The 24050-nt window shown below is 72.2% G+C and carries 19 protein-coding genes; 13 read left to right on the top strand and 6 right to left on the bottom strand.

The annotated features are described in order from the left end of the window. Together ACQEVZ_RS35015 and ACQEVZ_RS35010 are read left to right on the top strand one after the other, a co-directional pair. Nucleotides 1–1641, top strand: coding sequence for a hypothetical protein (locus tag ACQEVZ_RS35015; protein WP_433374471.1), 1641 nt, complete (start codon nt 1–3; stop codon nt 1639–1641). Continuing rightward, nucleotides 1638–4817 (top strand): helicase HerA domain-containing protein, encoded by a 3180-nt coding sequence (locus tag ACQEVZ_RS35010; RefSeq protein WP_433374468.1) that lies wholly within the window; start codon nt 1638–1640, stop codon nt 4815–4817. The genes ACQEVZ_RS35015 and ACQEVZ_RS35010 overlap by 4 nt, the downstream gene beginning before the upstream one ends. Here ACQEVZ_RS35010 and ACQEVZ_RS35005 read toward each other — a convergent pair. Beyond that, a complete protein-coding gene (locus ACQEVZ_RS35005; RefSeq protein ID WP_433374465.1) occupies nt 4810–5694 on the bottom strand; it encodes a hypothetical protein in 885 nt (294 codons plus the stop codon). The genes ACQEVZ_RS35010 and ACQEVZ_RS35005 overlap by 8 nt on opposite strands. A gap of 9 nt (nt 5695–5703) precedes the next feature. Next, complete coding sequence (locus ACQEVZ_RS35000; RefSeq protein ID WP_433374462.1) at nt 5704–6636, bottom strand: sulfotransferase family protein; 933 nt, start codon at nt 6634–6636, stop codon at nt 5704–5706. A 93-nt stretch (nt 6637–6729) separates the two neighbouring features. Between ACQEVZ_RS35000 and ACQEVZ_RS34995 the strand changes: the two genes are divergently transcribed. Both ACQEVZ_RS34995 and ACQEVZ_RS34990 read left to right on the top strand, forming a co-directional pair. Beyond that, nucleotides 6730–7626: a ParA family protein gene (locus ACQEVZ_RS34995; protein ID WP_360558739.1), complete on the top strand. Its 897-nt coding sequence runs from the start codon at nt 6730–6732 to the stop codon at nt 7624–7626. A 13-nt stretch (nt 7627–7639) separates the two neighbouring features. Beyond that, complete coding sequence (locus ACQEVZ_RS34990; RefSeq protein WP_433374459.1) at nt 7640–8035, top strand: hypothetical protein; 396 nt, start codon at nt 7640–7642, stop codon at nt 8033–8035. A gap of 41 nt (nt 8036–8076) precedes the next feature. On the opposite strand, the gene ACQEVZ_RS34985 is transcribed toward ACQEVZ_RS34990, so the two are convergent. Then, on the bottom strand, nt 8077–10323 hold the full coding sequence (locus ACQEVZ_RS34985; protein WP_433374456.1) for a HelD family protein: 2247 nt from the start codon (nt 10321–10323) through the stop codon (nt 8077–8079). A gap of 112 nt (nt 10324–10435) precedes the next feature. Between ACQEVZ_RS34985 and ACQEVZ_RS34980 the strand changes: the two genes are divergently transcribed. The 6 genes from ACQEVZ_RS34980 (at nt 10436) to fabF (ending at nt 16650) form a co-directional block, all read left to right on the top strand. Continuing rightward, nucleotides 10436–11443, top strand: a complete 1008-nt coding sequence (locus ACQEVZ_RS34980) for a cellulase family glycosylhydrolase (protein ID WP_433374453.1) — start codon at nt 10436–10438, stop codon at nt 11441–11443. Between the two features lie 12 nt (nt 11444–11455). Further along, nucleotides 11456–12682 (top strand): PucR family transcriptional regulator, encoded by a 1227-nt coding sequence (locus ACQEVZ_RS34975; protein WP_433374450.1) that lies wholly within the window; start codon nt 11456–11458, stop codon nt 12680–12682. 215 nt (nt 12683–12897) lie between these two features. After that, on the top strand, nt 12898–14058 hold the full coding sequence (locus ACQEVZ_RS34970; RefSeq protein WP_344506151.1) for an acyltransferase domain-containing protein: 1161 nt from the start codon (nt 12898–12900) through the stop codon (nt 14056–14058). Beyond that, nucleotides 14055–15008 (top strand): beta-ketoacyl-ACP synthase III, encoded by a 954-nt coding sequence (locus ACQEVZ_RS34965; RefSeq protein WP_433374446.1) that lies wholly within the window; start codon nt 14055–14057, stop codon nt 15006–15008. The genes ACQEVZ_RS34970 and ACQEVZ_RS34965 overlap by 4 nt, the downstream gene beginning before the upstream one ends. 73 nt (nt 15009–15081) lie before the next feature. Beyond that, nucleotides 15082–15327: an acyl carrier protein gene (locus tag ACQEVZ_RS34960; RefSeq protein WP_033362432.1), complete on the top strand. Its 246-nt coding sequence runs from the start codon at nt 15082–15084 to the stop codon at nt 15325–15327. A 105-nt stretch (nt 15328–15432) separates the two neighbouring features. Beyond that, on the top strand, nt 15433–16650 hold the full coding sequence (gene fabF, locus ACQEVZ_RS34955) for a beta-ketoacyl-ACP synthase II (RefSeq protein WP_344506149.1): 1218 nt from the start codon (nt 15433–15435) through the stop codon (nt 16648–16650). A 266-nt stretch (nt 16651–16916) separates the two neighbouring features. On the opposite strand, the gene ACQEVZ_RS34950 is transcribed toward fabF, so the two are convergent. Continuing rightward, complete coding sequence (locus tag ACQEVZ_RS34950; protein WP_344506339.1) at nt 16917–18602, bottom strand: glycoside hydrolase family 3 protein; 1686 nt, start codon at nt 18600–18602, stop codon at nt 16917–16919. Between the two features lie 185 nt (nt 18603–18787). Further along, nucleotides 18788–19279, bottom strand: a complete 492-nt coding sequence (locus tag ACQEVZ_RS34945; RefSeq protein ID WP_344506148.1) for a DUF3145 domain-containing protein — start codon at nt 19277–19279, stop codon at nt 18788–18790. Between the two features lie 318 nt (nt 19280–19597). On the opposite strand from ACQEVZ_RS34945, the gene ACQEVZ_RS34940 reads away from it, so the two are divergent. Both ACQEVZ_RS34940 and ACQEVZ_RS34935 read left to right on the top strand, forming a co-directional pair. After that, nucleotides 19598–19927: a hypothetical protein gene (locus tag ACQEVZ_RS34940; protein ID WP_433374441.1), complete on the top strand. Its 330-nt coding sequence runs from the start codon at nt 19598–19600 to the stop codon at nt 19925–19927. Nucleotides 19928–20129: 202 nt separating this feature from the next. Further along, nucleotides 20130–21599 carry an alpha/beta fold hydrolase gene (locus ACQEVZ_RS34935; protein ID WP_433374438.1) on the top strand — a complete coding sequence of 490 codons (1470 nt, stop codon included), beginning with the start codon at nt 20130–20132 and terminating at the stop codon, nt 21597–21599. A gap of 586 nt (nt 21600–22185) precedes the next feature. Here the strand turns inward: ACQEVZ_RS34935 and ACQEVZ_RS34930 are convergent. Continuing rightward, a complete protein-coding gene (locus ACQEVZ_RS34930; protein WP_433377144.1) occupies nt 22186–23184 on the bottom strand; it encodes a saccharopine dehydrogenase family protein in 999 nt (332 codons plus the stop codon). Between the two features lie 117 nt (nt 23185–23301). Here ACQEVZ_RS34930 and ACQEVZ_RS34925 point away from each other — a divergent pair, with 117 nt between their 5' ends. Then, nucleotides 23302–23952, top strand: a complete 651-nt coding sequence (locus ACQEVZ_RS34925; protein ID WP_433374435.1) for a DedA family protein — start codon at nt 23302–23304, stop codon at nt 23950–23952. The last annotated feature ends 98 nt before the right edge of the window (nt 23953–24050 follow it).

Genomic DNA, 24050 nt, shown 5'->3' with positions numbered 1-24050 from the left:
ATGGACGCGATCACGATGCCGCGCGGCGAGATGGCCTGGCACAAGCAGCTGGCGGGGATTCCGGTCGACCGCGTCGTGCACCTCGGCGGCGTCCCCGCCGCTGACATTGTCGCGGCGACGGCCCGCTTCGACGACCTCCCGGCGGCGGTCGTGGTGACGTCCGCGAAGGCGGCCGCCGGAAGCGTCGCGGTGTTCGTGTCCGAGGTGATCGACGCCCTCGATGTGGTGGCGCGGCAGCTCCTGCACGGATGGCTGCCCGAGGCCGAGCAGCTCGACGGTCCGCAGGGGGCCGCTGTGGCCGCGATCCGGGCGATCGCGATCGAGCGGGCCCGCGCCGCAGGGCTTCCGAGCGCCTTCCTGGCCGATCTCGCGGAGCGTGCGTTGACCGGCCGGCCGTCACCGCGGGTGCGGTTGCGGCCGGGGACACGGGTCGCAGGGCTTGCCCGTGTCGTCGCGACGGGCTTTCAGCGCGATCGGTTGGTGTTGTCCATGCCGGTCGGTCGCGTCGCTGTCGCGGGCGCGGAGTGGCTCGCCGATCACGGACGGCTGGGCGTCTGGCTCACCGGGGCCAGGCCACCCGGCCCCGAACGCTGCTGCACCGTCCACCTCACGCCACCACCACCGGCGGAGAACGGGGTCGCGGCGGCCGTCGGAAGGCCGCATCCCAGGAGCACGGTCGAGGCCGCCCTCGAGTCCGTGTTGCGGCAGCAGCACGAGCGGTGGGCGTATGGCCGGGCCTGGAACGCGACCTACCAGCCGTCGCCGGTACGCGGCGCGATCCGCCCGGATCTGCTGTGGGCGGCTGAGCGCGTGGTGGTGGAGTTGGACGGGCCGGAGCACTGCCGGCCCGCGCAGTACGACGCCGACCGGTCCGCGACGTCCAGCTCCAGCTGGACGGTTATGCCGTGCTCAGGTTCACCAACGCGCGGGTGCGGCACGACGTGCAGGCGGTGGCGGCGCAGATCGAACACCTCATTCGGACCCGAAGGCACGACTTGGCGAAAGGACAGCAGGGTGGCTGACGACCTCACCCCCTCGGAGAGCGCGCTGCTCATCGTATTGATGGCGGAGGACCGGAAGATTTCCGGACCCGAGCTGAAGGACCTCTACCAGGTCGAACTCAAGAAACCGAGCCGGGACAAGCTCAACCAGGCTGGCTTCATCAGGAGCGAGAAGGTGGGCCGGTCCTATGTCCATGAGCTTGTAGACAAGGGCTGGGACCGGATGCACCAGCCGCTCAACTTCGACAGTCCGCGAGCCCGGACGCTGGGCGCGGCGTTGAGCGCGTTGCACGTCAACCTCCGGGAGCGGGTGCTGGGGCGCGGTGTGTACCACCGGTTCAGCGAGATGTTCGCCCGCACGGCCGAGCCGTCGCACGACGACGTCGACCTGCGGATCCGTGACGCCTACTCCGCGCTGACGCCGCACCCGGGCGCGTGGGTGAAGCACACCGATGTACGGGCAAAGCTCAGCGACGTGCCCGTGGCGACGTTGGACGAGGCCTTCACCCTGCTGAGCCGGGCCGAGGACGTCGAGATGATGCCGGAGTCCAACCAGAAGACACTGTCCGCCGAGGACCGCCGCAACGCCGTGCGCGTCGGGGGGCAGGACACGCACCTCATGGCCATCGGAACGCGATGAACGAAGATCAACGCAAGGCACTGGCGGCGCTCAGGTTCGACTGGGCGCCCGTGCCCGACGACGTCTGGCGCCCGTCACTGTTCCACGTCGAGGGGCTGCACCAGGGCGTCATCAACGACGTCCTGGCGGGGCTGACGGACGCGCACGCGAGCGCCGACGGCAGCCCCTTGGGCCTGGTGCTGAAAGGCCGCCGTGGCTCGGGCAAGACCCACCTGCTGGGCTGGGTCCGGCAGCAGATCCAGGACCAGGGCGGCTACTTCTTCCTGGTCAGCGTGCTGGATGCCGAGGGGTTCTGGGCGAGCGTCCTGGACTCGATGCTCAACGGCCTCTTCCGTACGGTCCCGGACAGCGACACCCAGCTGCGGCTGTTCCTGCGGCGGCTCGCGTCGGTGGTCGGCGCCCCCCGGACGGCGCGCCGAGCCGTCATGGGCGAGACCGAGCTGACCCCGGCCGCGCTGGACGCGTTCCTCCTCGGCCTGGCCGAGCACCACCGGGAGGTCGCACGCGAGTGCGACGACACCCTCCGTGCGCTCGCCCTGTCCGCTTCCGACGACGTCGCGCACCGCGACCTCGCGGAGAACTACTTCAGTTCGGAGCCGGACGCCGACCACGAGGAGCGCGCGCGCTGGCGTATGCGACGCCGTCCCCGCCCCGCACAGATGATCGTGCGTGACCTGTCCCGGCTGCTGGCGCTGACCGGTCCGACGGTGATGGCCGTCGACCAGATCGACACGCTGATCTCGCAGTCGTCGATCACGTCGCAGGACGGCCAGCCGTTCGAACCGGCGGACACCGGCGACTGGGCTCAGCTCCTGGTGCTGGAACAGCTCGCGCACGGCCTGATGGCGCTCCGCGAGATCACCCGCCGGACCCTGACCCTGGTGGCATGCATCCCTCCGTCATGGATGCTCATCAAGAGCCGGACGACCGACACCGTGCGCGACCGGTTCCGCGAGCCCGCCGAGATGCTGACGATCCAGCAGCCGGCCGTGGCCCGGAGCATCATCGAGAAGCGGTTCGCCCACAGCTACGGTCAGATCGGGTTCACGCCGCCGTATCCGACCTGGCCGGTGCGTCCCGAGGCGTTCGAGACGGCGGCCAAGCACACGCCGCGGCAGTTGCTCATCGAGATCGACGAGCACGTCCGGAGCTGCCTGCTGCACGACGAGGTCCGCGAGCTCGAGCGGCTCGGCGAGGCGCCGAGTACCGGACCGAGCCCCGCGCCGCCGCTGGCACCGCCGAGACTCGCGGATGAGGCGCGCGAGCGGTTCGACGCGCGATTCGCCGAGCTCCGGGATGAGGCCGACGTCGCGACACCGCTCGACCCCGACCGTGAGGATGCGATCGTTCCTGGCCTGCTGTCCGCCGGGCTGACGGCGTGGATCATCGAGCAGGGGATGGCCGAGGAGACCCTGAGCCAGGACGGCCCACCCGGCGCGAAGCCGATCCTCCACGCGCGGCTGCGCCGCACGCTCGACGAGGACAACGAGGACCAGGCGCACTGGTCCTTCCGGGCGATCAGCGCCCGGCATCACGGTGTCGCCGCGCTGCACCGTATCAACCGGGCGGTCACCGCGGCGGGCGTCGACAGCAGAGTGGCCAAGCGCCGGCTGTTCTTCCTGCGCAACGGCGCCTGGTCCGGCGCCAAGACACTCGCCGTCATCAAGGAGCTCAAGGGCAGGAACACGGCGACGCTCGCCTTCGGCGAGCCCGACCTGCGCACGCTCGCCGCACTCAAGGTCCTGCTCGACGAGTCCCATGCCGACCTTCCGGCGTGGTTGATGGCCCGGCGACCGGCCAGCGAGGTGCAGGTCTTCCGGCAGGCGATGGCGGACCTGGAAACGCCCGCGCAGCCCGACGCGAGGACCCTCGGCGGCGAGCCGCCGGCCGTTCCCCGGCAGGCCGGCGGCGACGCGCCGTCCGCGGCGCCGATGCTGACCGTCGGCCACGACTTCTCCACCGGCGCGCCGGTTCGGCTGGCCGTGGAGTCGTTGCGTAAGCACGTCGCGATCTTCGCCGGCTCCGGGTCGGGCAAGACGGTCCTGATCCGGCGCCTCGTCGAGGAGTGCGCGTTGCAGGGTGTCTCCGCCATCGTGCTGGACCCGAACAACGACCTGGCCCGGCTCGGCGATCCCTGGCCGGTGCAGCCCGAGGCGTGGGGGGCCGGTGACGCGGACAAGGCCGCGGCTTACATCGCCGGCACCGAGGTCCTGGTGTGGACCCCCCGCCGGGAGACCGGACGGCCGTTGAGCTTCCAGCCGCTGCCGGACTTCAGGAGCGTGCTCGACGACCCGGACGAGTTCAACGAGGCCGTGGACTCCGCGGTCGCCGCACTGATCCCGCGGGCGCGCCTGGACAGCCGGGCGGCCAAGGCGCACCTCGGCCTCGCCGTCCTACGGCGTGCCGTCGACCACTACGGCCGCCGCGGTGGCGGCACCCTGCGCGGCCTGATCGACACGCTCATGGATCTGCCCGACGGTGTCAGCGAGCTCGACGGCGCGGACAAGATCGCCGGCGGGCTGGCCCAGACATTGACCGCGTCCATCGACAATGACCCGATGTTCGGCGGCGACAGTACACCGCTGGACCCGGCGGTCCTGCTGCAACCGTCGGACGGCAGGCGGGCGCGGATCTCGGTGATCAGTCTCGTCGGGCTGCCCGCCGACGACATGCGCCAGAGCTTCGTCAACCAGCTCCAGATGGCGCTGTTCGCGTACATCAAGAAGCACCCTGCCGGCGACCGGCCGCTGCTCGGCCTCTTCGTGATGGACGAGGCACAGACCCTCGCACCGTCGGGGACCATGACGGCGTGCACGCAGAGCACGCTCGCGCTGGCCTCACAGGCCCGCAAGTACGGCCTCGGGCTGGTGTTCGCCACCCAGTCGCCGAAGGGGCTGCACAATCGCATCCCGGGCAACGCCGCCACCCAGTTCTACGGTCTGCTGAACGCCCCGATCCAGATCGACGCCGCGCGGGAGATGGCGAAGGCGAAGGGTGGCGACGTCCCTGACATCTCCCGGCTGCGCTCCGGTGAGTTCTACGTCGCAGCCGAGGGCGAGGCGCCCCAGAAGGTCCGGACGCCGCTCTGCCTCAGCCACCACCCGAAGAGCCCGCTCACCGCCGAGGAGGTGCTCGGCCGGGCCCGGGGGCGGGCAGGTGCCGGCGGCGTCAGCTGAGGACGGGCTCGGTGCGCAGCTCGTGGGCGCCGTCGGGGCGGGTGACCTCGTAGTACAGGCGGCCCGGGACGGTGGTCAGGTAGCGCAGGCCGTGCGGCGGGTGGGGAGAGCCGCAGGGGGCGGCGGGCGCGGCGGTCAGCGGGCCGAAGAGGCCGTCCGGGCCCAGGGCGCCGGTGGCGGTGCCGGTGCGCTCCTCCCAGTTCTCCTCGGCGGTGGCGCGGCCGTCGTACGTGGCGGTCAGCGTCCCCTCGTGGACCGAGACGGCGGAGAGGCGGACACCGCGGGCGTCCCAGTGGCCGGGCCGCGGGGCGAGGGCGACGCCCTGCCAGGCCCAGTCGACGCCGTCGGGGCTGGTGGCGTACCAGGTGGACATGCGGTCGGCGTGTTCGGGGGTTTCCAGGGGGTGGACGGAGGCCCAGAGGTGCCAGCGGAGGCCGTCGAAGTGCAGGACGGGGTCCTTGACGCCGATCTCGGCGGAGCCGGGCAGGACGGTCAGGGCGGGGGCGTCGCCGAGCTTCCCCGGCTCGTCGGCCTCCAGGAGGTCGACCCGCCAGTGCTTGGTGCCGGGGGTGGCGACGCTGACGTACAGGCGCCAGCGGCCCTCGGGGGTGACGACCAGGGCGGGGCGCTCCAAGGAGGCGCCGCCGAAGCGTTCCCTGGTGACCTCGGCGACCGTGGTGAAGTGCACGCCGTCCGACGAGCGGGCCACGACGTTCGCGTACCCGCGGCCCGAGCCGATCGGGCGGCGCAACCGGTACGCCAGGAACACCGACGAATCGAACATGATCGCGCTCGGGCCGCCGGCCCAGTTGCCGGGCCCGCCGGCGGGTGGGGCGACGACGACGTCGGAACCTGTCAGGCGGGGCAGTGCGGGCAACGAAGGCTCCTAGCGGTAGTTGCTGGCGTGCTCGAGGCTCAGCCAGTCGGCGTACGACTCGCCGGAGACCTCCTGCAGCAGCTCGATCTCCTCGACGAACCGGGGCAGCAGCGCGGCACGCTGCTCGGCGGTGACCTTCGGCCGCCGGCCGTGCTGGCGGTGCAGGAGCGCGAGCAGCGGTGTGCTGAACGCCCGGCGCACCGGCACGGGGAACCGATGCCCGATCCTCCCACCGGTGCGCAGCAGGAGGCGCAGGCCGGCGTTGACCCGCGTGTCGGCGACGTACCGGCGCACGTTCTCCGGCGGGATCTGCGCCACGTGCCCGGTGCTGACGCCCAGGAACGCGCAGACCCGGTCGACGGTGGCCGCGGGGTCGTCGCGGAGGTCCTTGTAGCGCAGCAGCAGGAGCCGCTCACGAGGGAAGAAGCGCAGCAGGTGGCGCAGCTGGCTGCCGTACCGGCCGAGGGCCGTGTAGTGCCAGAAGTCCGCCCAGCCGGCCGCCTTCCTGGTCTCCTCCAGCTCGACCGCCCGCAGGAAGTCCGCCTCGGACTCCAGGCCGGCGCCCCACAGGTGGGACCAGTTGGAGTGGGCGCGGTCGACCGGGTCGCGGAGCACCAGGACGAGCTTCGCGTCCGGGACGAGCTTCGCGATGCGTTCGTGCGCCGCCAGGTCGTACAGGTAGAACGGCGTCGCCTCGCCCCGCAGCGCCCCTGCCGGTGCGGGGTCGAACAGCGCCTCGTAGTCCGCCCGGCGCCACACGTGCTCCTGGTAGGTCTGCCGGTCGCCGGGCCCGCCGGTCGTGGGCGGCGGGCCGTCGGACAGGAAGAACTTGGGCTCCTTGACCTCTGGGAGGAAGAGCTGCGGGTGTCGTACGAGTGCCGCGTGCAACGCCGAGGTGCCCGCCTTCGGCACCCCGGCGACCAGGAAGTCCGGCAACGCCATCACAGTCTCCTACCTATCTTTTCGATAGGAAAGATAGCCTAACTGCCACGGGCGGGGGACGACAACGGAGTCCGCCGATGGCATGCTGCGGGGATGAGCGTGGTCTCTGTCATCAACTACAAGGGCGGGGTCGGCAAGACCACACTGACGGCCAACATCGGCGCCGAGCTCGCCGCCCGCGGGCGCACGGTGCTGCTCATCGACCTCGATCCGCAGGCGAGCCTCACGTTCTCCTTCTACCGGCCCGCCGAGTTCGAGTCGCGGCCCACGATCCTGCCGTGGTTCGCCGGTTACCTGGCCACCCGCGCCGCCGAGCCGCTGCACAAGTACGTGGTGAGCCCGCGCGAGATCAACGCCGTGGTGCAGCCCCTGGGTGGCCGGCTGGACCTGCTCGCCGGTGACCTCGGGCTCATCGAGGTCGACCTCGACCTGGCCGCGGCGCTCGGCGGTGCCCGCCTGCGGGCCGGCAGCCCCCGTTACCTGCCGGTGCACCGGCTGCTCGCCGACGCCCTCACCGACCACGCCTTCGACGGGTACGACTCGATCCTCATCGACTGCGCACCCAACTTCAACATGGTCACCCGCACCGCCATGGTCGCCAGCGACCACGTCGTGGTCCCGGCCCGTCCCGACTACCTGTCGACCCGCGGCATCGACTACCTGCGGGCCCGCATGTCCCGGCTGGTCGAGGAGTACAACGCCGCCGCGCCCCACCCGATCAACCCGGAGATCATCGGCGTCGTCTACACGATGGTCCAGTACACCGGCGCGGGCCCGCTCATCTCGCAGCGCACCTCGGTCAACGAGACCTCCCGCATCGAGATCCCCGTGTTCCGCCAGACCATCCGCGACAACAAGACGGCCGTCACCGACGCCGGCGAGCGCAGCCTCCCCGTCGTGCTCGCCCCGCCCGGCACCGCCTCGATCGAGACCCTACGATACGAGTTCCAGCAGCTGACGAGCGAGTTCCTGGCGCGCACCCGGATCTGAGGAGCCTTCCGCGATGACCGACCCCGCCGACCTCGCCCACGACGTCCTGCTCAAGGTCGCGGCGTTCGTGAAGTCCCTGCCGGCCGCGCAGCTGGCGGACCTCGCCTCCGGCGCGGCGAAGCTCACCCTGGTGTCGAAGGCCGGCGCTCCCGCCACCGCGTCGAGGCCCCTGTCCCGCCCCGTCGCCGAGATCGAGACCATGCTGTCGGAGATCGGCACCCGCGCCGCGGCCGTGCAGTACCTCAACGACGAACGCCTCACGGTGGCCCAGCTCCGCGAACTGGCCAAGGTCCTCGGCGTCGCCCTCCCCGGCAAGTCGACGAAGTCCGACATCACCACGAGAATCGTGGACTCCGTCGTCGGCCGGCGCCTGGACGCCTCGGCCATCGACCGCCTGGGCGGCCGCTGACCATCAGCATCGGGCCGGCCGCCTCCGACCGGGTGAGTCGGTCAGTCGCGGCGGTGGCGGCCGGTGGGGTGGGGGCGGTCGGCGCGGGTGTCGAGGAGGGCGGCGGTGCGGTGGAGGACCTCGTCCCACATGGACGTGGGGATGTTGCCGGCGATGAGGGTGGCCAGGTCCTCGGCTAGGCGGTCCAGCTGGGTCAATTCGAGGGTCGGGTCGGGGTCGGGTTCGATGACGGCGCGCTGGCGGGGGATGCGGGCGGTGACGTCGGGGCCGGGTTCGACGGGGAGGGGGTCGCCGGAGCAGACGATGTCGAGGTAGCGGATCGTGCGGGTGAGGGCGACGAACAGCAGCCGGTGGCCGCGGTCGTCCTCGGCGACGATCTCCTCCGGTTCGACGACGATGACGGCGTCGAACTCGAGGCCCTTGGCCTCCTGGGGGCTGACGAGGTTGATCGGGTGGTCCAGCTCGCCCTGGTCGGCGCGGCCCCACTGCAGGTCGTTGGCGTGCAGGGCGAACTCGAGCTCGGACCGGCAGGCGGCGGGGCAGACGATGCCGACGAAGCGGCCGCCGAGGGCGTGGTCCTTGGCGACGAGGGCGGCGCGGCCCGCGCGTTCGGCGGGCTCGACGACGTGGATGCCGGGGTCGGCGGGGCCTTCGCGGACGGCGCGGGTCGGCTCGACGTCGGGGGCGGCGACCGGTAGCAGCTCGGCGGCGAGCTCGTAGACCTGGCGCGGGACCCGGTAGCCGTACCGCAGCCCGACGACGACCTGGGGCAGCACCGCGGGCAGGTGTTCGGTGACCTCCTCCCAGTGGTCGCGGGCCCAGGCGCCGGTGGACTGGGCGAGGTCGCCGACGACGGTGAGGGAGCCGGTCGGGCAGCGGCGGGCGACGGCGCGCAGCTGCATCGGGGAGAGGTCCTGCGCCTCGTCGACGACGACGTGGCGGTACCGCCGCTGCACGCCGTTGAGGAGATCCTCCAGCTCGTCGAGCAGCGGCAGGTCGGCGTTGCTCCAGATCTGTTCGGAGAGCTTGTCGGCGCCGCGGCGGTGCAGCAGCGCCACCTCGTCGGCGGTGAACTCGTCGCCGGCGGCGCCCGCGAGCCTGGCCCGGGAGCCGAGGAGGGCGCGCAGGAACGCGGCGGCGCTCTGCAGGGGCCAGAGGCGTTCGAGGAGGTTCTCGACCGGGCCGAGGCGCTCCGGGTCGGTGGGGCCGCCGCGGGCGCGGACGAGGTCGGCGAGCTGCGCCCTGAGCCGCTGTCGGCGTTGCGCGTACGGGCCCCCGGCCTGCCGTGCGGACGCGACGGCGGCGGCGACCTCGACGCCGGAGAGGGTGAGGAACGTGCCGTCGAAAAGCATCCGCTCCGCGGGCTCGGGGGTGCCGACCCGGTTCTCCAGGGCCCGCGCGAGCAGCCGGGCCATCCTCGCCTCACCCTTGATCCGCCGGGTCTGCGCGGGCTCCGGGCGTCCACGTTGTACGGGCGGCGCCAGCTGGTCGATGTCGAGCTGCACCACGTCGGCGTCGCCGAGGCTCGGCAGGACGGTGCGGATGTAGCGGGTGAAGGCGGGGTGCGGGCCGACGACGAGCACGTCCTGGGGGCGCAGGCGGTCGCGGTGGTTGTACAGCAGCCACGACACGCGGTGCAGCGCGACGGCGGTCTTGCCGGTGCCCGGGCCACCCTCGATGACGAGCAGCTGGTCCAGGGGTGAGCGGATCAGCCGCGACTGGGCGCCCTGGATGGTGGCGACGATGTCGGTCATCGTGCCGGTGCGGCCCCGGTCGAGCTCGGCCAGCAGCGCGTCGTCGGGGCCCGCCTCCGCGAGGGCGGCGACGGCCGTCGCGAGCTGGGCGAAGACGACGTCGTCGAAGTCGCGGATCCGGTTGCCGTCGCAGTGGAACGTGCGCTTGCGGCGCAGCCCGCGCGGGTCCTCGTGGGTCGACTCGTAGTACAGGGCGCCGATCGGGGTCTGCCAGTTGACGACGAGCACCTGCCGCTGGTCGTCGAAGACGGTCTCGCGGCCGATGTAGAACGTGTCGTCGACGCCTGAGCGGCCGGGCGGGTCGGCGGGCAGGCAGTCGATCCGGCCGAACGCGACCTGCTCCTCCGGTGGGGCGATGGCCTCCTTTCGGCTGCGGCGGAAGACCGCGAGCCGGCGGCCGGCGCCCGCGTTGGCGGCCGCGTCGGGGACCTCGCCGAGCTCCGCCCGGGCGCGTTCGCGGTGCTTGCGGGCGAGGTCGAAGTGCTGCTGCTCCAAGGCGATCTCGGTGGCCAGCTCAGCCGGCTTGGACTCCACGGCCCGCCTCTCGCACGATCTTGACCACGCTACGTGATCTCCAGGTTACCCGCCGACAAGGACCTCGGTCGATCCCCCGTTTCGTGCGCAGATCGGCGGGTAGCGCCCGGCCGTGCTGATCAGAGCGGCGTTCCTCGCCCTGCTGCTGTCGTTGCTCGGGGCCGCATACGTCTCGGTGGAGCCCGCCTACGGCGCCAGCGGCATCAAGGCCGAACGTGGGCATCTCGTCGAGGCGAACGGCGAACGGCTCGTGCTGCGCGGGGTGAACCACGGGTACTACTTCGGCAAGGGGCCGAAGTCGGTGTTCGCCGACATCAAGGCGGCCGGGGCCAACTCGGTGCGGGTCGCGCTGTCCAGCGGCACCGGGTTCCCCGCGACCACCCCCGCCGAGGTCGCCGGGATCATCGGGCAGTGCCGGGCGAACCGGCTGATCTGCGTGCTCGACGTGCACGACACGATGGGGTACGGCACGGAGCCCGGCGCGGCGACCATCGCCCAGGCCGTCGACTACTGGCTGACGCTGCGCAAGGTGCTGCTGCGGCAGGAGTCGTACGTCATCATCAACGTCGCCAACGAGCCCTCCGGCCACGCGGTGAACATGGACTGGATCGGCGACACGAAACGGGCGATCGAGCGGCTGCGCGGCGCCGGCCTGCTGCACGCGATCATGGTCGACGCGCCGAACTGGGGCAACGACTCGTTCCACGTCATGTACGACCACGCGGCGGAGGTGTTCGCCGCCGACCCGGAGCACAACACCATCTTCGACGTGCACATGTACGGGCCGTTCAACACCCCGGACAAGGTCTCCGGCTACCTCGACACGTTCGTGCGGCAGCGGCTGCCGATCGTCGTCGGGGAGTTCTCCTCGATGCACCAGTACGGCGACCCGGACGAGGACGCGATCATGGCGTACTGCCAGCAGCACGACCTCGGGTATCTCGGCTGGGCGTGGAGCGGCAACAGCGCCGAGTACCACTACCTGGACATGGTCGACGCGTTCAGCCCGGCCCGCAGGACCGCCTGGGGCAGGCGCCTCATCGACGGCCCGGACGGCCTGCGGCAGACCTCCCGGGAGGCCGGGATCTACGGCGGCTTCTGGTTGGCGGCCAGACGATGAAAAGCTGTGCGGGTGACGAACCAGGAGTCGCCGGCAGGGCGTGACACCCGCCGAAGCCTCGAGGCGAGCGTGCGCTCGATCGAGCGGGCCGCCGGCGCCCTCGCGACCGCGAGCGTGGCGCGGATGGACGAGACGCTGCCATGGTTCCGGGACCTCCCCGCCGACCAGCGGGCGTGGGTGATGCTGGTCGCGCAGGCCGGCGTCCGGTCCCTGGTCGACTGGCTGCGCAACCGGCAGGAGGGCGCGACGCTGCCGCCCGACAGCTCCGACGAGTTCTTCGACGCAGCCCCGCGCGCCCTGGCCCGCTCGATCAACCTCGGCCAGACCGTCCAGCTGATCCGGGTCACGATCGAGGTCGTCGAGGAGCAGCTGCCGCTCCTGGCCGCCGAGGGTGAGGAGGCCGGGATCCGCGAGGCGGTGCTGCACTACAGCCGGGAGGTCGCGTTCGGCGCCGCCCGGGTGTACGCGCGGGCGGCGGAGACCCGCGGCGCCTGGGACGCGCGGCTGCAGGCGCTGCTCGTCGACGCGCTGCTGCGCGGCGACTCCTCCGACGTCCTCGCCAGCCGGGCGGCGGCACTCGGCTGGGCGGACGCGCCGCCGGTCGCGGTCGCGGTCGGCCGGTCCCCCGGCGGGGAGGCGACCGCGGTGCTGCACACCGTCTACCGCGCGGCCCGCCGCATCGGGGTCGAGATCCTCGGCGGCGTGCACGGCGACCGCCTCGTCGTGGTCCTCGGCGGCGCACCCGACCCGATCGCGGCGACCGAGCGGCTCCTCGTCGGGTTCGGCGAAGGCCCGGTCGTGGTGGGGCCGGCGGTGCCGTCGCTGGACGAGGCGACCGAGTCGGCCAGGGCCGCCCTGGCGGGGTTCCGGGCCGCGCCCGCGTGGCCGGCCGCGCCCCGCCCCGTCGCCGCCGCGGACCTGCTGCCGGAGCGGGCCCTCGCCGGCGACGCGGAGGCACGGCGGATCCTGCGGCAGGACATCTACGGCGCGCTCGTGCGGGCCGGCGGCGAGCTGCTGGAGACCCTGGACGCGTTCTACGCCGGCGGCGGCGTCCTCGAAAGCGCCGCGCGCGGGCTGTTCGTGCACCCGAACACGGTCCGGTACCGGCTGCGCCGCATCGGCGAGGTCACCGGGTTCGTCCCGCTGGTGCCACGTGACGCGTTCGCCCTGCGGATCGCGCTGACGATCGGCAGACTGGATCCGTTCGCACCCGCACCCTCGAGTCCGCCGTCCCAGTGATGCACCGGCAGCTGTGACGCAGTCGCGTGACGCATGTCGCAGCGCCACGTGACGCACGTCGCAGGACAGGTGAACAGAGCGTTGCGATGGGTGACGGCGTGGATCTGTTGGGGCAACACCACGCAAACTCTTGTAGGGTTCCTACAAACGACCTGGTTCACTTTGGTGCGTCGCGCTACCCGCGCGATTGACGGAAATCCGGAAAAGTCATAGACGTGCTCGCCGTACTCGCCCCAGGGCAAGGCTCCCAGAAACCCGGCTTCCTGACACCGTGGCTCGCGCTGCCCGGCGCCGAGGCCCGCCTGCGCTGGTGGTCCGTCCTCGCGGGCGTCGACCTGGTCCACCTCGGCACGGAGGCCGACGCGGACGAGATCAAGGACACCGCGAAGACCCAGCCCCTGCTCGTCGCCGCGGCACTGCTCGCCGCGGAGCAGCTGCCGATGTACGACACCACGATCGTCGCCGGGCACAGCGTCGGCGAGCTCGCCGCCGCGTCGCTGGCCGGGGTGCTCAGCCCCGAGGCCGCCGTCACCCTCGCCGCCGTCCGCGGCCGGGAGATGGCCGCCGCGTGCGCGCTGGAGCCGACCGGCATGAGCGCGGTCCTCGGCGGCGACCCCGACGAGGTCATCGCCGCCATCGAGGCCGCCGGCCTGTACCCGGCCAACCGCAACGGCGCCGGCCAGGTCGTCGCCGCCGGTTCCCTCGCCGGCCTGGAGAAGCTCGCCGCCGCGCCGCCCGCCCGCACGCGGATCATCACGCTGCAGGTCGCCGGCGCGTTCCACACCCCCTACATGGCACCGGCCGAGGAGGCACTCGCCGCGATCGCGGCCGGCGTCCCCACCGCCGCCCCGGCGAAGCTGCTGCTGTCCAACCGGGACGGCGCCGTCGTCGAGCACGGCCCGAGCATGCTCCAGCGGCTCGTCAAGCAGGTGACCGCGCCGGTGCGCTGGGACCTGTGCATGACCGCCCTCGCCGACCTCGGCGTCACCGCCGTGATCGAGCTGGCCCCCGCCGGCACCCTCGCCGGGCTCGTCAAACGGACCATCAAGGGCATCGAGATCGTCACCGTCCACACGCCCGACGACCTGACCGCCGCCCGTGACGTGATCACCCGCCACGGCAGCGCGCCGGTCCTCGAGCCGCACCCGCAGGGCAACGTGGTCCTGGCGACGGCGGCAGGCACGTTCACCCCCGCCGAGGACCTGGCCGAGGGCGCCGAGGTCGGCGGCGGGCAGCGCATCGGCACGGTGCAGACCCCGCAGGGCCCGGTCGACGTCACCACCCACGGCGCCGGTGTGCTCGCCGAATGGCTCGTCACCCTCGACGACCCGGTCGCGCCCGGCCAGCCGCTCGCTCGCATTGGAGACCAGCTATGAACCAGCCGACCGGGTCGAAGATCCTCGCGTTCGGGCACTACCAGCCGTCGCAGGTGGTCACCAACGACGACCTGTCCAAGGTGATCGAGACCAACGACGCGTGGATCCGCGACCGGGTCGGCATCGCCGAGCGCCGCGTCGCCGGTGCGGAGACCGTCGCCGACATGGCGACCGCCGCCGCCGGGAAGGCCCTCGCCGCGTCCGGGCTCACCGCCGCCGACATCGACCAGGTGATCGTCGCGACCTGCAGCTCGGTCGACCGCTGCCCCAACGTGGCGACCCGGGTCGCGGCGAAGCTCGGCATCCTGGCGCCCGCCGCGTATGACCTGAACACCGCCTGCTCGGGCTTCTGCTACGGCCTCGCGAGCGCCGACCACGCGATCCGCGCCGGGGCCAGCCGCAACACCCTCGTCATCGGCGCGGAGAAGCTCTCCGACGTCGTCGACTGGACCGACCGCACGACCGCCGTGCTCTTCGGCGACGGCGCCGGCGCCGCGGTCGTCACCGCCACCTACGGCGACGAGCCGACGGGTGTCGGACCGGTCGTGTGGGGCTCCGCGCCCGAGAAGGGCGACGTGCTGAAGATCGAGGGCTGGCGCCCCTACATCAAGCAGGAGGGCCAGTCGGTCTTCCGGTGGGCCACCACGGCCATCGCCCCGTATGCGCAGGCCGCCCTCGACCGGGCGGGCGTGCAGGGCAAGGACATCGCCGCGTTCGTCGCGCACCAGGCCAACACCCGGATCATCGACGGCATCGTCAAGCGGCTCGACCTGCCCAACGCGATCATCCTCAAGGACCTCGTCGAGTCCGGCAACACGTCGGCGGCGAGCATCCCCCTCGCGCTGTCGAAAGCCATCGAACGGCGTGAGGTACCCTCCGGCGCGCCGGTGCTGCTGTTCGGCTTCGGCGGCGGCCTGACGTACGCGGGCCAGGTCGTCCGCTGCCCCTGAGGCACGCCAGCTTTTGTTTCGCCAGCGTTCGACTTCAGGTCGGTGCTGCGTCAACCCAAGGAAGGAAAGCTCTATGTCCACCCGTGAAGAGATCGCCGGCGGTCTCGCCGAAATCCTCGAAGAGGTCGCCGGGGTCAACCCCGACGACGTCGCCGAGGACAAGTCGTTCACCGACGACCTGGACGTCGACTCGCTGTCGATGGTCGAGGTCGTGGTGGCGGCGGAGGAGAAGTTCGGCGTGAAGATCCCGGATGACGAGGTGCCGAACCTCAAGACCGTCGGTGACGCCGTGTCGTACATCGTGAAGTCGCAGGCCTGAGAGCCGTTGCCGCGGTCTCGGGTCGTGGACGGTCACCCCGGACCTGCCCGAGACCGCGTCAAGAAGGTCAGCCCTCATGTGGGTCAGCCAGAGAGGTGTAGTGCTGTGAGTGTTGAGGTCGTCGTCACCGGACTCGGGGCCACCACGCCCCTGGGCGGGGATGTCGCATCCACCTGGGACGCCATGCTCGCCGGGAAGTCGGGCGTGTCGGCGCTGACCGAGGAGTGGGCCGCGCAGCTGACCGTGCGGATCGCCGCGCAGCTGGCCGTGGAGCCCAGCACGGTCATCGACCGGGTGCAGGCCCGCCGCCTGGACCGGTCCGAGATGACCGCGATCATCGCCGCCCGCGAGGCGTGGGCCGACGCCGGCGCCCCCGAGGTCGACAAGCTGCGGCTCGCCGTCAGCGTCGGCTCCGGCATCGGCGGCGCGCAGACCCTGCTCGCCCAGGACGACATCCTGGAGGCCAGCGGGCCGCGCAAGGTGTCGCCGCACACCGTCCCGATGCTCATGCCCAACGGCCCGGCCGCCTGGGTCGGCCTGGAGCTCGGCGCGCAGGCCGGCGTGCACTGCGTCGCCAGCGCCTGCGCCACCGGCGCCGAGGCAATCGCGCACGGCCTGGACCTGATCCGCCTCGGCCGCGCCGACGTCGTGGTCGCCGGCGGCACCGAGGCCGTGATCCACCCGCTGCCGATGGCCGGGTTCGCCTCGATGCGCGCCATGTCGATCCGCAACGACGAGCCCGAGCGGGCGTCCCGCCCGTGGGACAAGGGGCGCGACGGGTTCGTGCTCGGCGAGGGCGCCGGCGTCATCGTCCTGGAGCGCGCCGACCACGCCCGCGCCCGCGGCGCCCGCATCTACGCCCGGCTCGCCGGCTCGGGGCTCACCTCCGACGGCTACGACATCGTCCAGCCGCACCCGGAGGGCGACGGCGCCGTCCGCGCCATCGACTTCGCGCTCCGCGACGCCGGGATCGCCAAGTCCGACGTCGTCCACGTCAACGCGCACGCCACCTCGACGCCCGTCGGCGACCTGGCGGAGATCAAGGCGCTGCACCGCGCGCTCGGCGACCACCCGCTGCTCACGTCCACCAAGTCGATGACCGGGCACCTGCTCGGCGCGGCCGGCGCGGTCGAGTCGATCGCGACGATCCTCGCGATCTACCACGGGGTGGTCCCGCCGACCATCAACCTCGACGACCCCGACGAGGGCCTCGACCTGGAGGTGGCCGCGCACAAGGCCCGCCACCTGGACATCCCGGCGGCGCTGAACAACTCGTTCGGCTTCGGCGGCCACAACGCGGCGCTGGTCTTCGCCCGCGCCTGAGGTTTCGCCTGATCGGACCGGGGGCCTACGGGCCTCCGGTCCTTTCTCGTCTCCCGGCTTCGCGTATTCGGACGCATCGCGCGTACTACGGCTTCCCGGACATGTCTGCTGTGCGAAGTCCTCCGGCTTCGCCCGTACAGGAGCCGCATCACGCACACCGACGGCTCTCCCCGGATATGTCCGCTGCGCGAACATATCCGAAATTTCGGTTATGTCGGGGAGCGCGAGCGAGCGCGGGTCAACCGGCGCCAGTGGCCGGTTTCGCGTCAGCTGCAGGCGCTCGCCGGCAGGCCCTGCACCGGCACCGGTGAGCGGCCCGGGGCCTTCGCCTTGCCGACCAGGACGTCGGCGAGGGCCAGCATCGACGCCTGCGTCGAGGAGTAGGTCGCGACCAGGGTCCCCTTCGCCGAGCGCAGCACGTACGGGGTGTCCACCGCCACCGTCACCGCCGCCGACGAGGACAGGTCGGAGGTGCCCTTGCCGTACCCGAGCAGCCGGACCTCCGAGCCGCCCTGCTTCACCACGGTCGCGCCCGCCGCGGTCAGCGCCGCCTCCAGCCAGCCGCGGGCCGTCTCGCTGCCGGCGCTGGTGACCCGGACCGGTCCGGTGACGAGCGCACCCGTACAGGGGCCGCGCAGGACCGTGACGGCCGCGGCGGCGCTCGCCCGGGCCGCCGCCTTGCCGGCGTCGCCGTCGACGACGGACGCCTCGGGTCGTGGCACCGCGGCGAGCCGGAACTTGAGCGTCAGGATGCGGGTCGCGGCCTCGGTGAGGCGCTGCTTCGTGATCCGGCCGGAGCGCACCGCGTCGAGGAGGCCCTTGTACGCCTCGGTCAGCTTCGGCGGCATCAGCAGGATGTCGTTGCCGGCCAGGACGGCCCGTACCGCGGCCTCGCCCGGCCCCCACTGCTCAGCGGGCTCCATGTTCAGCGCATCGGTGACCACGACCCCGGTGTAGCCGAGTTTCGTCCGCAGCAGGTCGATGAGCACCTTGCTGGAGAAGGACGCCGGTACACCCGGATCCACCGACTTGACGTCCAGGTGTCCCGACATGACGAGTCCGACGTCGGCCTGCGCCGCGGCCACGAACGGCGGCAGGTCACCGGACTCCAGCGCCCCGGCGCTCTGGCCGAGGACGGGCAGGCTGCTGTGGCTGTCGACGGTGGTGTGGCCGTGCCCCGGGAAGTGCTTCACCGTCGCGGCGACACCCGCCGCCTGCAGGCCCTTGACCGCGGCGGACACCTGGGCGGCGACGAGCTTCGGGTCGCTGCCGAACGACCTGGACCCGATCACCCCGCCCGGCTGCGTGCCGAGCACGTCGGCGTCGGGGGCGAAGTCGAGGTTGATCCCGATGGCGGCGAGCTCGGTGCCCGCGGCCTTCCACGCGGCCTCCGTCAGCGCCGGGTCACCGCCCGCGCCGAGGGCGAGGGCGCTGGGCAGCTGCACCATGCCCTCACGGATGCGGGTGACCTGGCCGTACTCCTGATCGGTGCCGATGAGCAGCGGGACCTTCGCGGGCAGGCTGAGCGCGGCGGACTGCAGGCCGGCGGTGAGCTTCGCGACCTGCGCCGGCGACTCGACGTTGGTGGTCTTGTTGGTGCCGGCGGTCGGGTCGTCGGCGCTGCTGGACACCAGGATGATCCCGCCGAGGTGGTACTTCTTGACGATCTCCGCCGGGGTCGCGGCGCCCGCGTACGCCTTGTTGGCCGACACCGAGCCGGACGACACCTTGTCGGCGTTGTTGCCGTACGCGTACGGCATCAGCAGCTGCCCGATCAGTTCCTCGTCGGACAGCTTGGCCACCAGGTCCGCGGCCTGCTTCGCCGGGTCGCCGCCGGGCTTGACCGCCGAGTCCTGCGCCGTGGCGGACGGCGCCGGCGAGCCCGGTTTCCCGTCGGAGCACCCGCTCACGAGGACGGCGACGGCCGTCACGGGCACGAGCAGGCGGGACATGGATTCCAGACGCGGCACCGTGCCACTCAACCATGCACATGCAACTCACGCTGTCTGCATCTTCACCCGACCCGGGTCGTTCTTCAGATCACCCGGGTCCCGTCTCGGCTCGCCGGTACCGTGCTCAGCGTCGCTCAGCTCGCCGCGGTCTGCCCGCCGTGTTCGCTCTGCTCGCCGGGCCTCGCTCAGCCGACGCGGGTGAGCAGGGTCATGGGGACGCCGTCGGCCGCGTGCCGGTAGGGCTCCAGCTCCGCGTCCCACGGGCCGCCGAGGGCCTTCTCCATGGCGTGGGCGAGCGTCTCGTACCCCCGCGACGTCGCGATCAGGCTGCGGAGGCGGTCCTCGGACAGGACGATGTCGCCGTTGGCGCTCGTGGAGCCGTGGAACAGCCCGCGCCCCGGCACGTGCATGAACCGCTCGCCGTCGACGCCGTTGCTCGGCTCCTCCGTCACCTCGAAACGAATCATGGGCCACTGCCGCAGGGCAGCCGCCAGCTCGCCCCCGGTGCCGGACATGCCGGACCAAGAGCACTGCGCCCGGCGAGCCGACGGCTCGACAGGCTGCGGCGTCCACTCGAGTCTGACCGGCGCTCCGAGGACGCGTGCGATCGCCCACTCGACGTGTGACGACACGGCGAGCGGTGACGAGTGGACATATATGACGCCACGCGTGGGCACGTACAACCTCCCGGAGACCGAGGTGCGTCTTCCCCTACGACCTCGAACCCGGCACGGTCTGCCCTGTAGCTATGTGCTTGTGGGACTCATGATGACGATGATGCTCTCGGTGCGCCAGAGAATCGGCAACTCGGGTCCTACGAAATGTCCAACGGGTGGAGCCTCCACCAGGTAACTCACTTTTTTGGGCCGGACCCGTCGGGTGTTACAGTTTTGCTGTCTTTCCTGGGCAGCAGTCTGCGATCTTCGCGGTTCGCGGCCCCATGGGTAGTACAGCACGACCTTCCGTAGTTACAGCCTCGACAAGGAGTTCCCGCCGTGGCGAGCAACACCTCAAAGACCGCGCGGGCCTCAGTCCGCGCAGGCCAGGCCGCAGCCGGCGCCCTGAGCGTGCTGGGTGAGTTCAAGTACCTCATCCCGCTCAACGGCGGCAAGCACGTCTACGTGCGCAACCTGACCAACGGCAAGACCAACCGCCTGGCGACCTCGTCCGACGCGTTCATCGAGGAGATCCGCGTGCTGGCCGGCGCCGGCCACGCGACCAAGGTGCGCGTCGAGCTGCAGGCCCTCAACACCGCCCACCCCGGCCACGGCTGGGACGCGACCGAGCAGCGCCTCGTCGACGCGGGCGTGTTCGAAGCCGCCTGATCGCCTCCTCCGCACAGCTCTTCCACACGGCCGCCGCCCGGGACCCGGGCGGCGGCCGTGTCACTCCATCACTCCGGAAATGCTCCCGAAGATCGCCGGGGTAGTTCGACGTACTTCCGGGTAACAATGGTTCATGGGTACCGTCGTCTCATCCCCCAGTGTGAGGCTCCCGGACGGCGCCCGCCTGTACAGCGTGCTGCACATGCCTGACCCCGCTCCGGCGGCGCACGGTGCGGCACGGACCCCCGTCACGGTGGTCCTCCTGCACGGCTGGACGCTCGACAACCGCCTCTGGCGGCAGCAGATCGCCGATCTCCCGGCCCGCCTCGCCACGTTCACGACGAGGCCCGTCCAGCTGCTCGCCTTCGACCTGCGCGGCCACGGCCGCTCCTCCGCGACCTCCGGCACCGACGCGACCCTCGAACAGCTCGGCGACGACCTGGCCGAGGTCGTGACCCAGCTGGTGCCCGAAGGCCCCGTCGTCCTCGTCGGCCACTCCCTCGGCGGCATGGCGATCATGGAGTACGCCCAACGCCACGCCAAGGCCTTCGCCGCCCGCGTCGTCGGCGTGGTCCTCATCTCGACGTCCGCGGAGGGCTCGTCCCGCACCAGCTACGGCCTGAGCCCACGCCTCGCCCGCGTCATGCGGATCCTCGAGATCCAGGGCGCCGGCCTGCTCGCCCGCTCCGGCGCATGGCGCCCCCACCGCCGCCTGATGCCCCTGCTGTCCCCCGGCGTCCGCTGGCTCGTCTTCGGCGACCGCGTCGACACGTCCTGGGTGGCCCTGACCGCCTCGATGGTCGGCAACGCCCCCCTGTGCGCGATCGGCGGCTTCCGCCCTTCGGTCGACCTCCACCACCGCGTGGAGACCCTGGCCGCGATGCGCGGCCTGCCGGTCGCGGTCCTGGTCGGCACCCTGGACCGGCTGACACCCCCCGCCTGCGCCGAGACGATCACGCGCGAACTCCCCGACGCCGAGCTGATCACCTGCGACGACGCCGGCCACATGCTGCCCATCGAACGCCCCGACGCCGTCACCGACGCCATCGCCGATGTGATCCGCCGCGCCGCGAACACCATCCGCATGGCCCGCCACCGCCCGCGTACCGCAACCCCACCCCCCAAGCCCGTCAAGCTCCCACCCACCGCAAACCCCACGCACACAACCGTCAAGGTCACGCCCACCGCAACGCCGGCGCGCAGCACCGTCAAGGTCACGCCGACCACAACTTCTGCCCGCAAGACCGTCAAGGTCACACCCACCCCAACTCCAGCACCCAAGACCGTCAAGGTCACGCCCGCCGCACCGTCTGCCCGCAAGCCCGCCGCAGCCACGCCCACCGCACCCTCGGCCCGCAAACCCGTCAAGGTCACGCCCACCGCACCCACAGCCCGAAAACCCGTCAAGGTCACGCCCACCGCACCCTCGGCGCGCAAGACCGTCGAGGTCACGGCTGCCGCAACCTCAACGGTGACGGCCGTCAAGGTCACGAGCGGCACGACCACGGCCGCCGAGTCGGCCACCCCCGCGCCGACCGCGACCACACCCGCCGCGAAGACGGCCGCCGGCCCTCCACCATCCACTCCCGCGGCCACCGAACCCCCGCAGTCCCTTCCCACTGTCATCGAGACCGGCGCCGGCGAACCCGAGATCAGCGCGACGGCGGCCTGACGGCCGACCCCGAGACAGCGCGACGGCGGCCCGACGGCACAGGCAAGGCACAACGACGGCGCCGACAAAGCAAATCGACGGCGCGGCAGCGGCGCACAACGACGGCGCGGGCAAAGCACATCGATGGCGCGGCAGCAACTGCCGCGCACGCGTGCACCGCCGCAGCGACGTCGACCCGTGCCGCGCACGCGTGCACCGCCGCAGCGACTCGACCCGTACGCCGTCGCAAGCAACGGCGGACCCATGCACCGCCGCAGCCGACCCATCCACCGCCGCAGCCCCGTGCACCGCGACAGCGATGCGCACGGGTCCGTGCGACGCCCGCGATGCCCGCGACGCCCGCGGTGCCGCGGGCCCGTGCGCGGGGGCGAGCGGTGCTGCGGGCAAGGCCACGTCCACGTCCACGTCGACCGGCGTTGACGCGAGGTCCGCTCCGAGACGTCGACCGGCGTTTGACGCGAGGTCCGCTCCGAGGAGTGTCTGGAGTCCGACCCCGGCGGCGCGACCGGCTCATCCGACCGTAGCACAGCCGAAAAAATTTCTTGTCGGCGTGGCACCCACAGTACCCCCGCCGTCACAGGGCCGGTCAGTGGGGTGGGGTGACGGTCACGCCGTCCAGGGTTTGTACGAAGGCCGGGCCCAGTGCGGTCGCCGGGGTGTGTGTGCCTGGGGGGATGCCGCCGGCGAGGACTGCCTGGACGGCGCGGAGGGAGGCGTCGGCGGTCAGGGCGTAGGCGTTGGGGCCGGTCAAGGTGGCGGTGAGGGTGGCGCCGGAGGCGTCTGTCACTTCGCCCCAGACCTCGCAGCCGGTTGTCGCGCGGCGGGTCTCGGAGGGGCCGCCGGCAGGGATCAGGGCTCGGGCGACCGCGCGCAGCGGGGCGAGCCGGAGCAGCCGCACGAGCGGCGACGCGGCGTTGCGGGGCAGCCGCATGTACACGGTGATGTCGGGCACGCCGGTCGAGTGGTAGGCGGTCACGAGGTCGCCCCAGCGGGTGGCGCCGACGGGGCGTGGGCCTGACGGGAAGGGGACGGTGCGGGAGGGGGTGCCGAACGGGGTCTCGACGAGGCGGCCGTCCACCCGGCGGCGGGCGCCGGACGCGGCCTCGGCGAGGCTGGTGCGGGCGGTGCCGCGGCTGAGGCCGCCCGGGGCGTCGAAGGCGAGCTCCAGCCGCACGGCGCCGGGCATGGCGGCGGTGAGCATCGCGGCGAGGCAGTCGGTGGGGACGACATCGAAGCCGGCGCCGGTCAGAAGGACCACGCCGGCGGTCGCGGCGCGGGGTGACTGGGCGAGCATCCAGTCGAAGACGTCGAGCTCGCCGGTGATGTCGAGGTAGTGCACGCCGGCGGCGAGGCAGGCCTCGACGATGGGGCGGGCGGTGGCGGCGAACGGGCCGGCGCAGTTGACGACCGCGCTGACGCCGGACAGGTCGGGTGCGGTGAGCGGGAACGACCGGTGCGGCAGGCCGAGCGGGTCCGCGATGCCGGCCACGGCGGCGGAGCGGCCGGCGAGCACGGGGCGCTCACCGCGGGCGGCCGCGAGCCGGGCAAGTAGTGACCCACTGTAACCGTTGGCGCCGTACACCATCCATGTCACGGTCGCCACGGTATGAGAAGGTGGAGGCCGCGGCAAAGGTGGAGCCACAGCGAACGCACAGCACGAAGGCACGACAATAGCCAGCGGGGCGACCGCGGGGAGGCGACTGTGCATCACATCGAGACGTGGATGGCGACGCTGTCGCCGATCTGGGTCTACCTGCTGGTCGGCGGCGTGATCGGGATCGAGAGCATGGGGATCCCGGTGCCGGGCGAGATCACGCTCGTCACGGCGTCGTTGCTGTCCGTCACGACGAAGATCGACCCGTGGATGGTGGCCGGGTCGGCGTCGGCGGGGGCGATCATCGGTGACTCGATCGGCTACTTCATCGGCCGGCGGGGCGGGCGGCACCTGCTCGAGCGGGTCGGCCGGCGGTTCCCGAAGCATTTCGGGCCCACGCACCTGGCGAAGGCCGAGCGGGCGTTCCAGCGGTGGGGCGTGTGGGCGGTGTTCTTCGGCCGGTTCATCGCGCTGCTGCGCATCCTCGCCGGTCCGCTGGCCGGTGCGCTGCGGGTGCCGTATGGCAAGTTTCTCGCCGCCAATGCGCTGGGCGGTCTGACCTGGGCGTTCGGCACGGTGTTCGCGATCTACTCGGTGGGCCGGGTGGCGGAGAAGTGGCTGAAGGACTTCTCCTGGATCGCGCTCGCGGTCGCGGTCGTCGCCGGTCTCGCCACGACGTGGTACCTGCGCCGCAAGGCAGCCGCGGAGGCCCGGGCAATGCGCGAGGAAGCCGAGAAGACCCCCGCCACCACCCCGTAAAAGCGCGAGAAGCCCCGCCAAGGACCCTGTAAAAGCGCGAGAAGCCCAGGCAAGGGCCCCGTAGAAGCGCGAGGAACCTCGCCAAGGATCCCGGAGAA

Origin of the sequence: Dactylosporangium sp. CA-152071 (assembly GCF_050936335.1) — a bacterium.
Taxonomy (GTDB): Bacteria; Actinomycetota; Actinomycetes; order Mycobacteriales; family Micromonosporaceae; genus Dactylosporangium; species Dactylosporangium maewongense.
The sequence above is the reverse complement of the archived record's forward strand: the minus strand, read 5'-3'. Positions and strand labels throughout refer to the sequence as shown.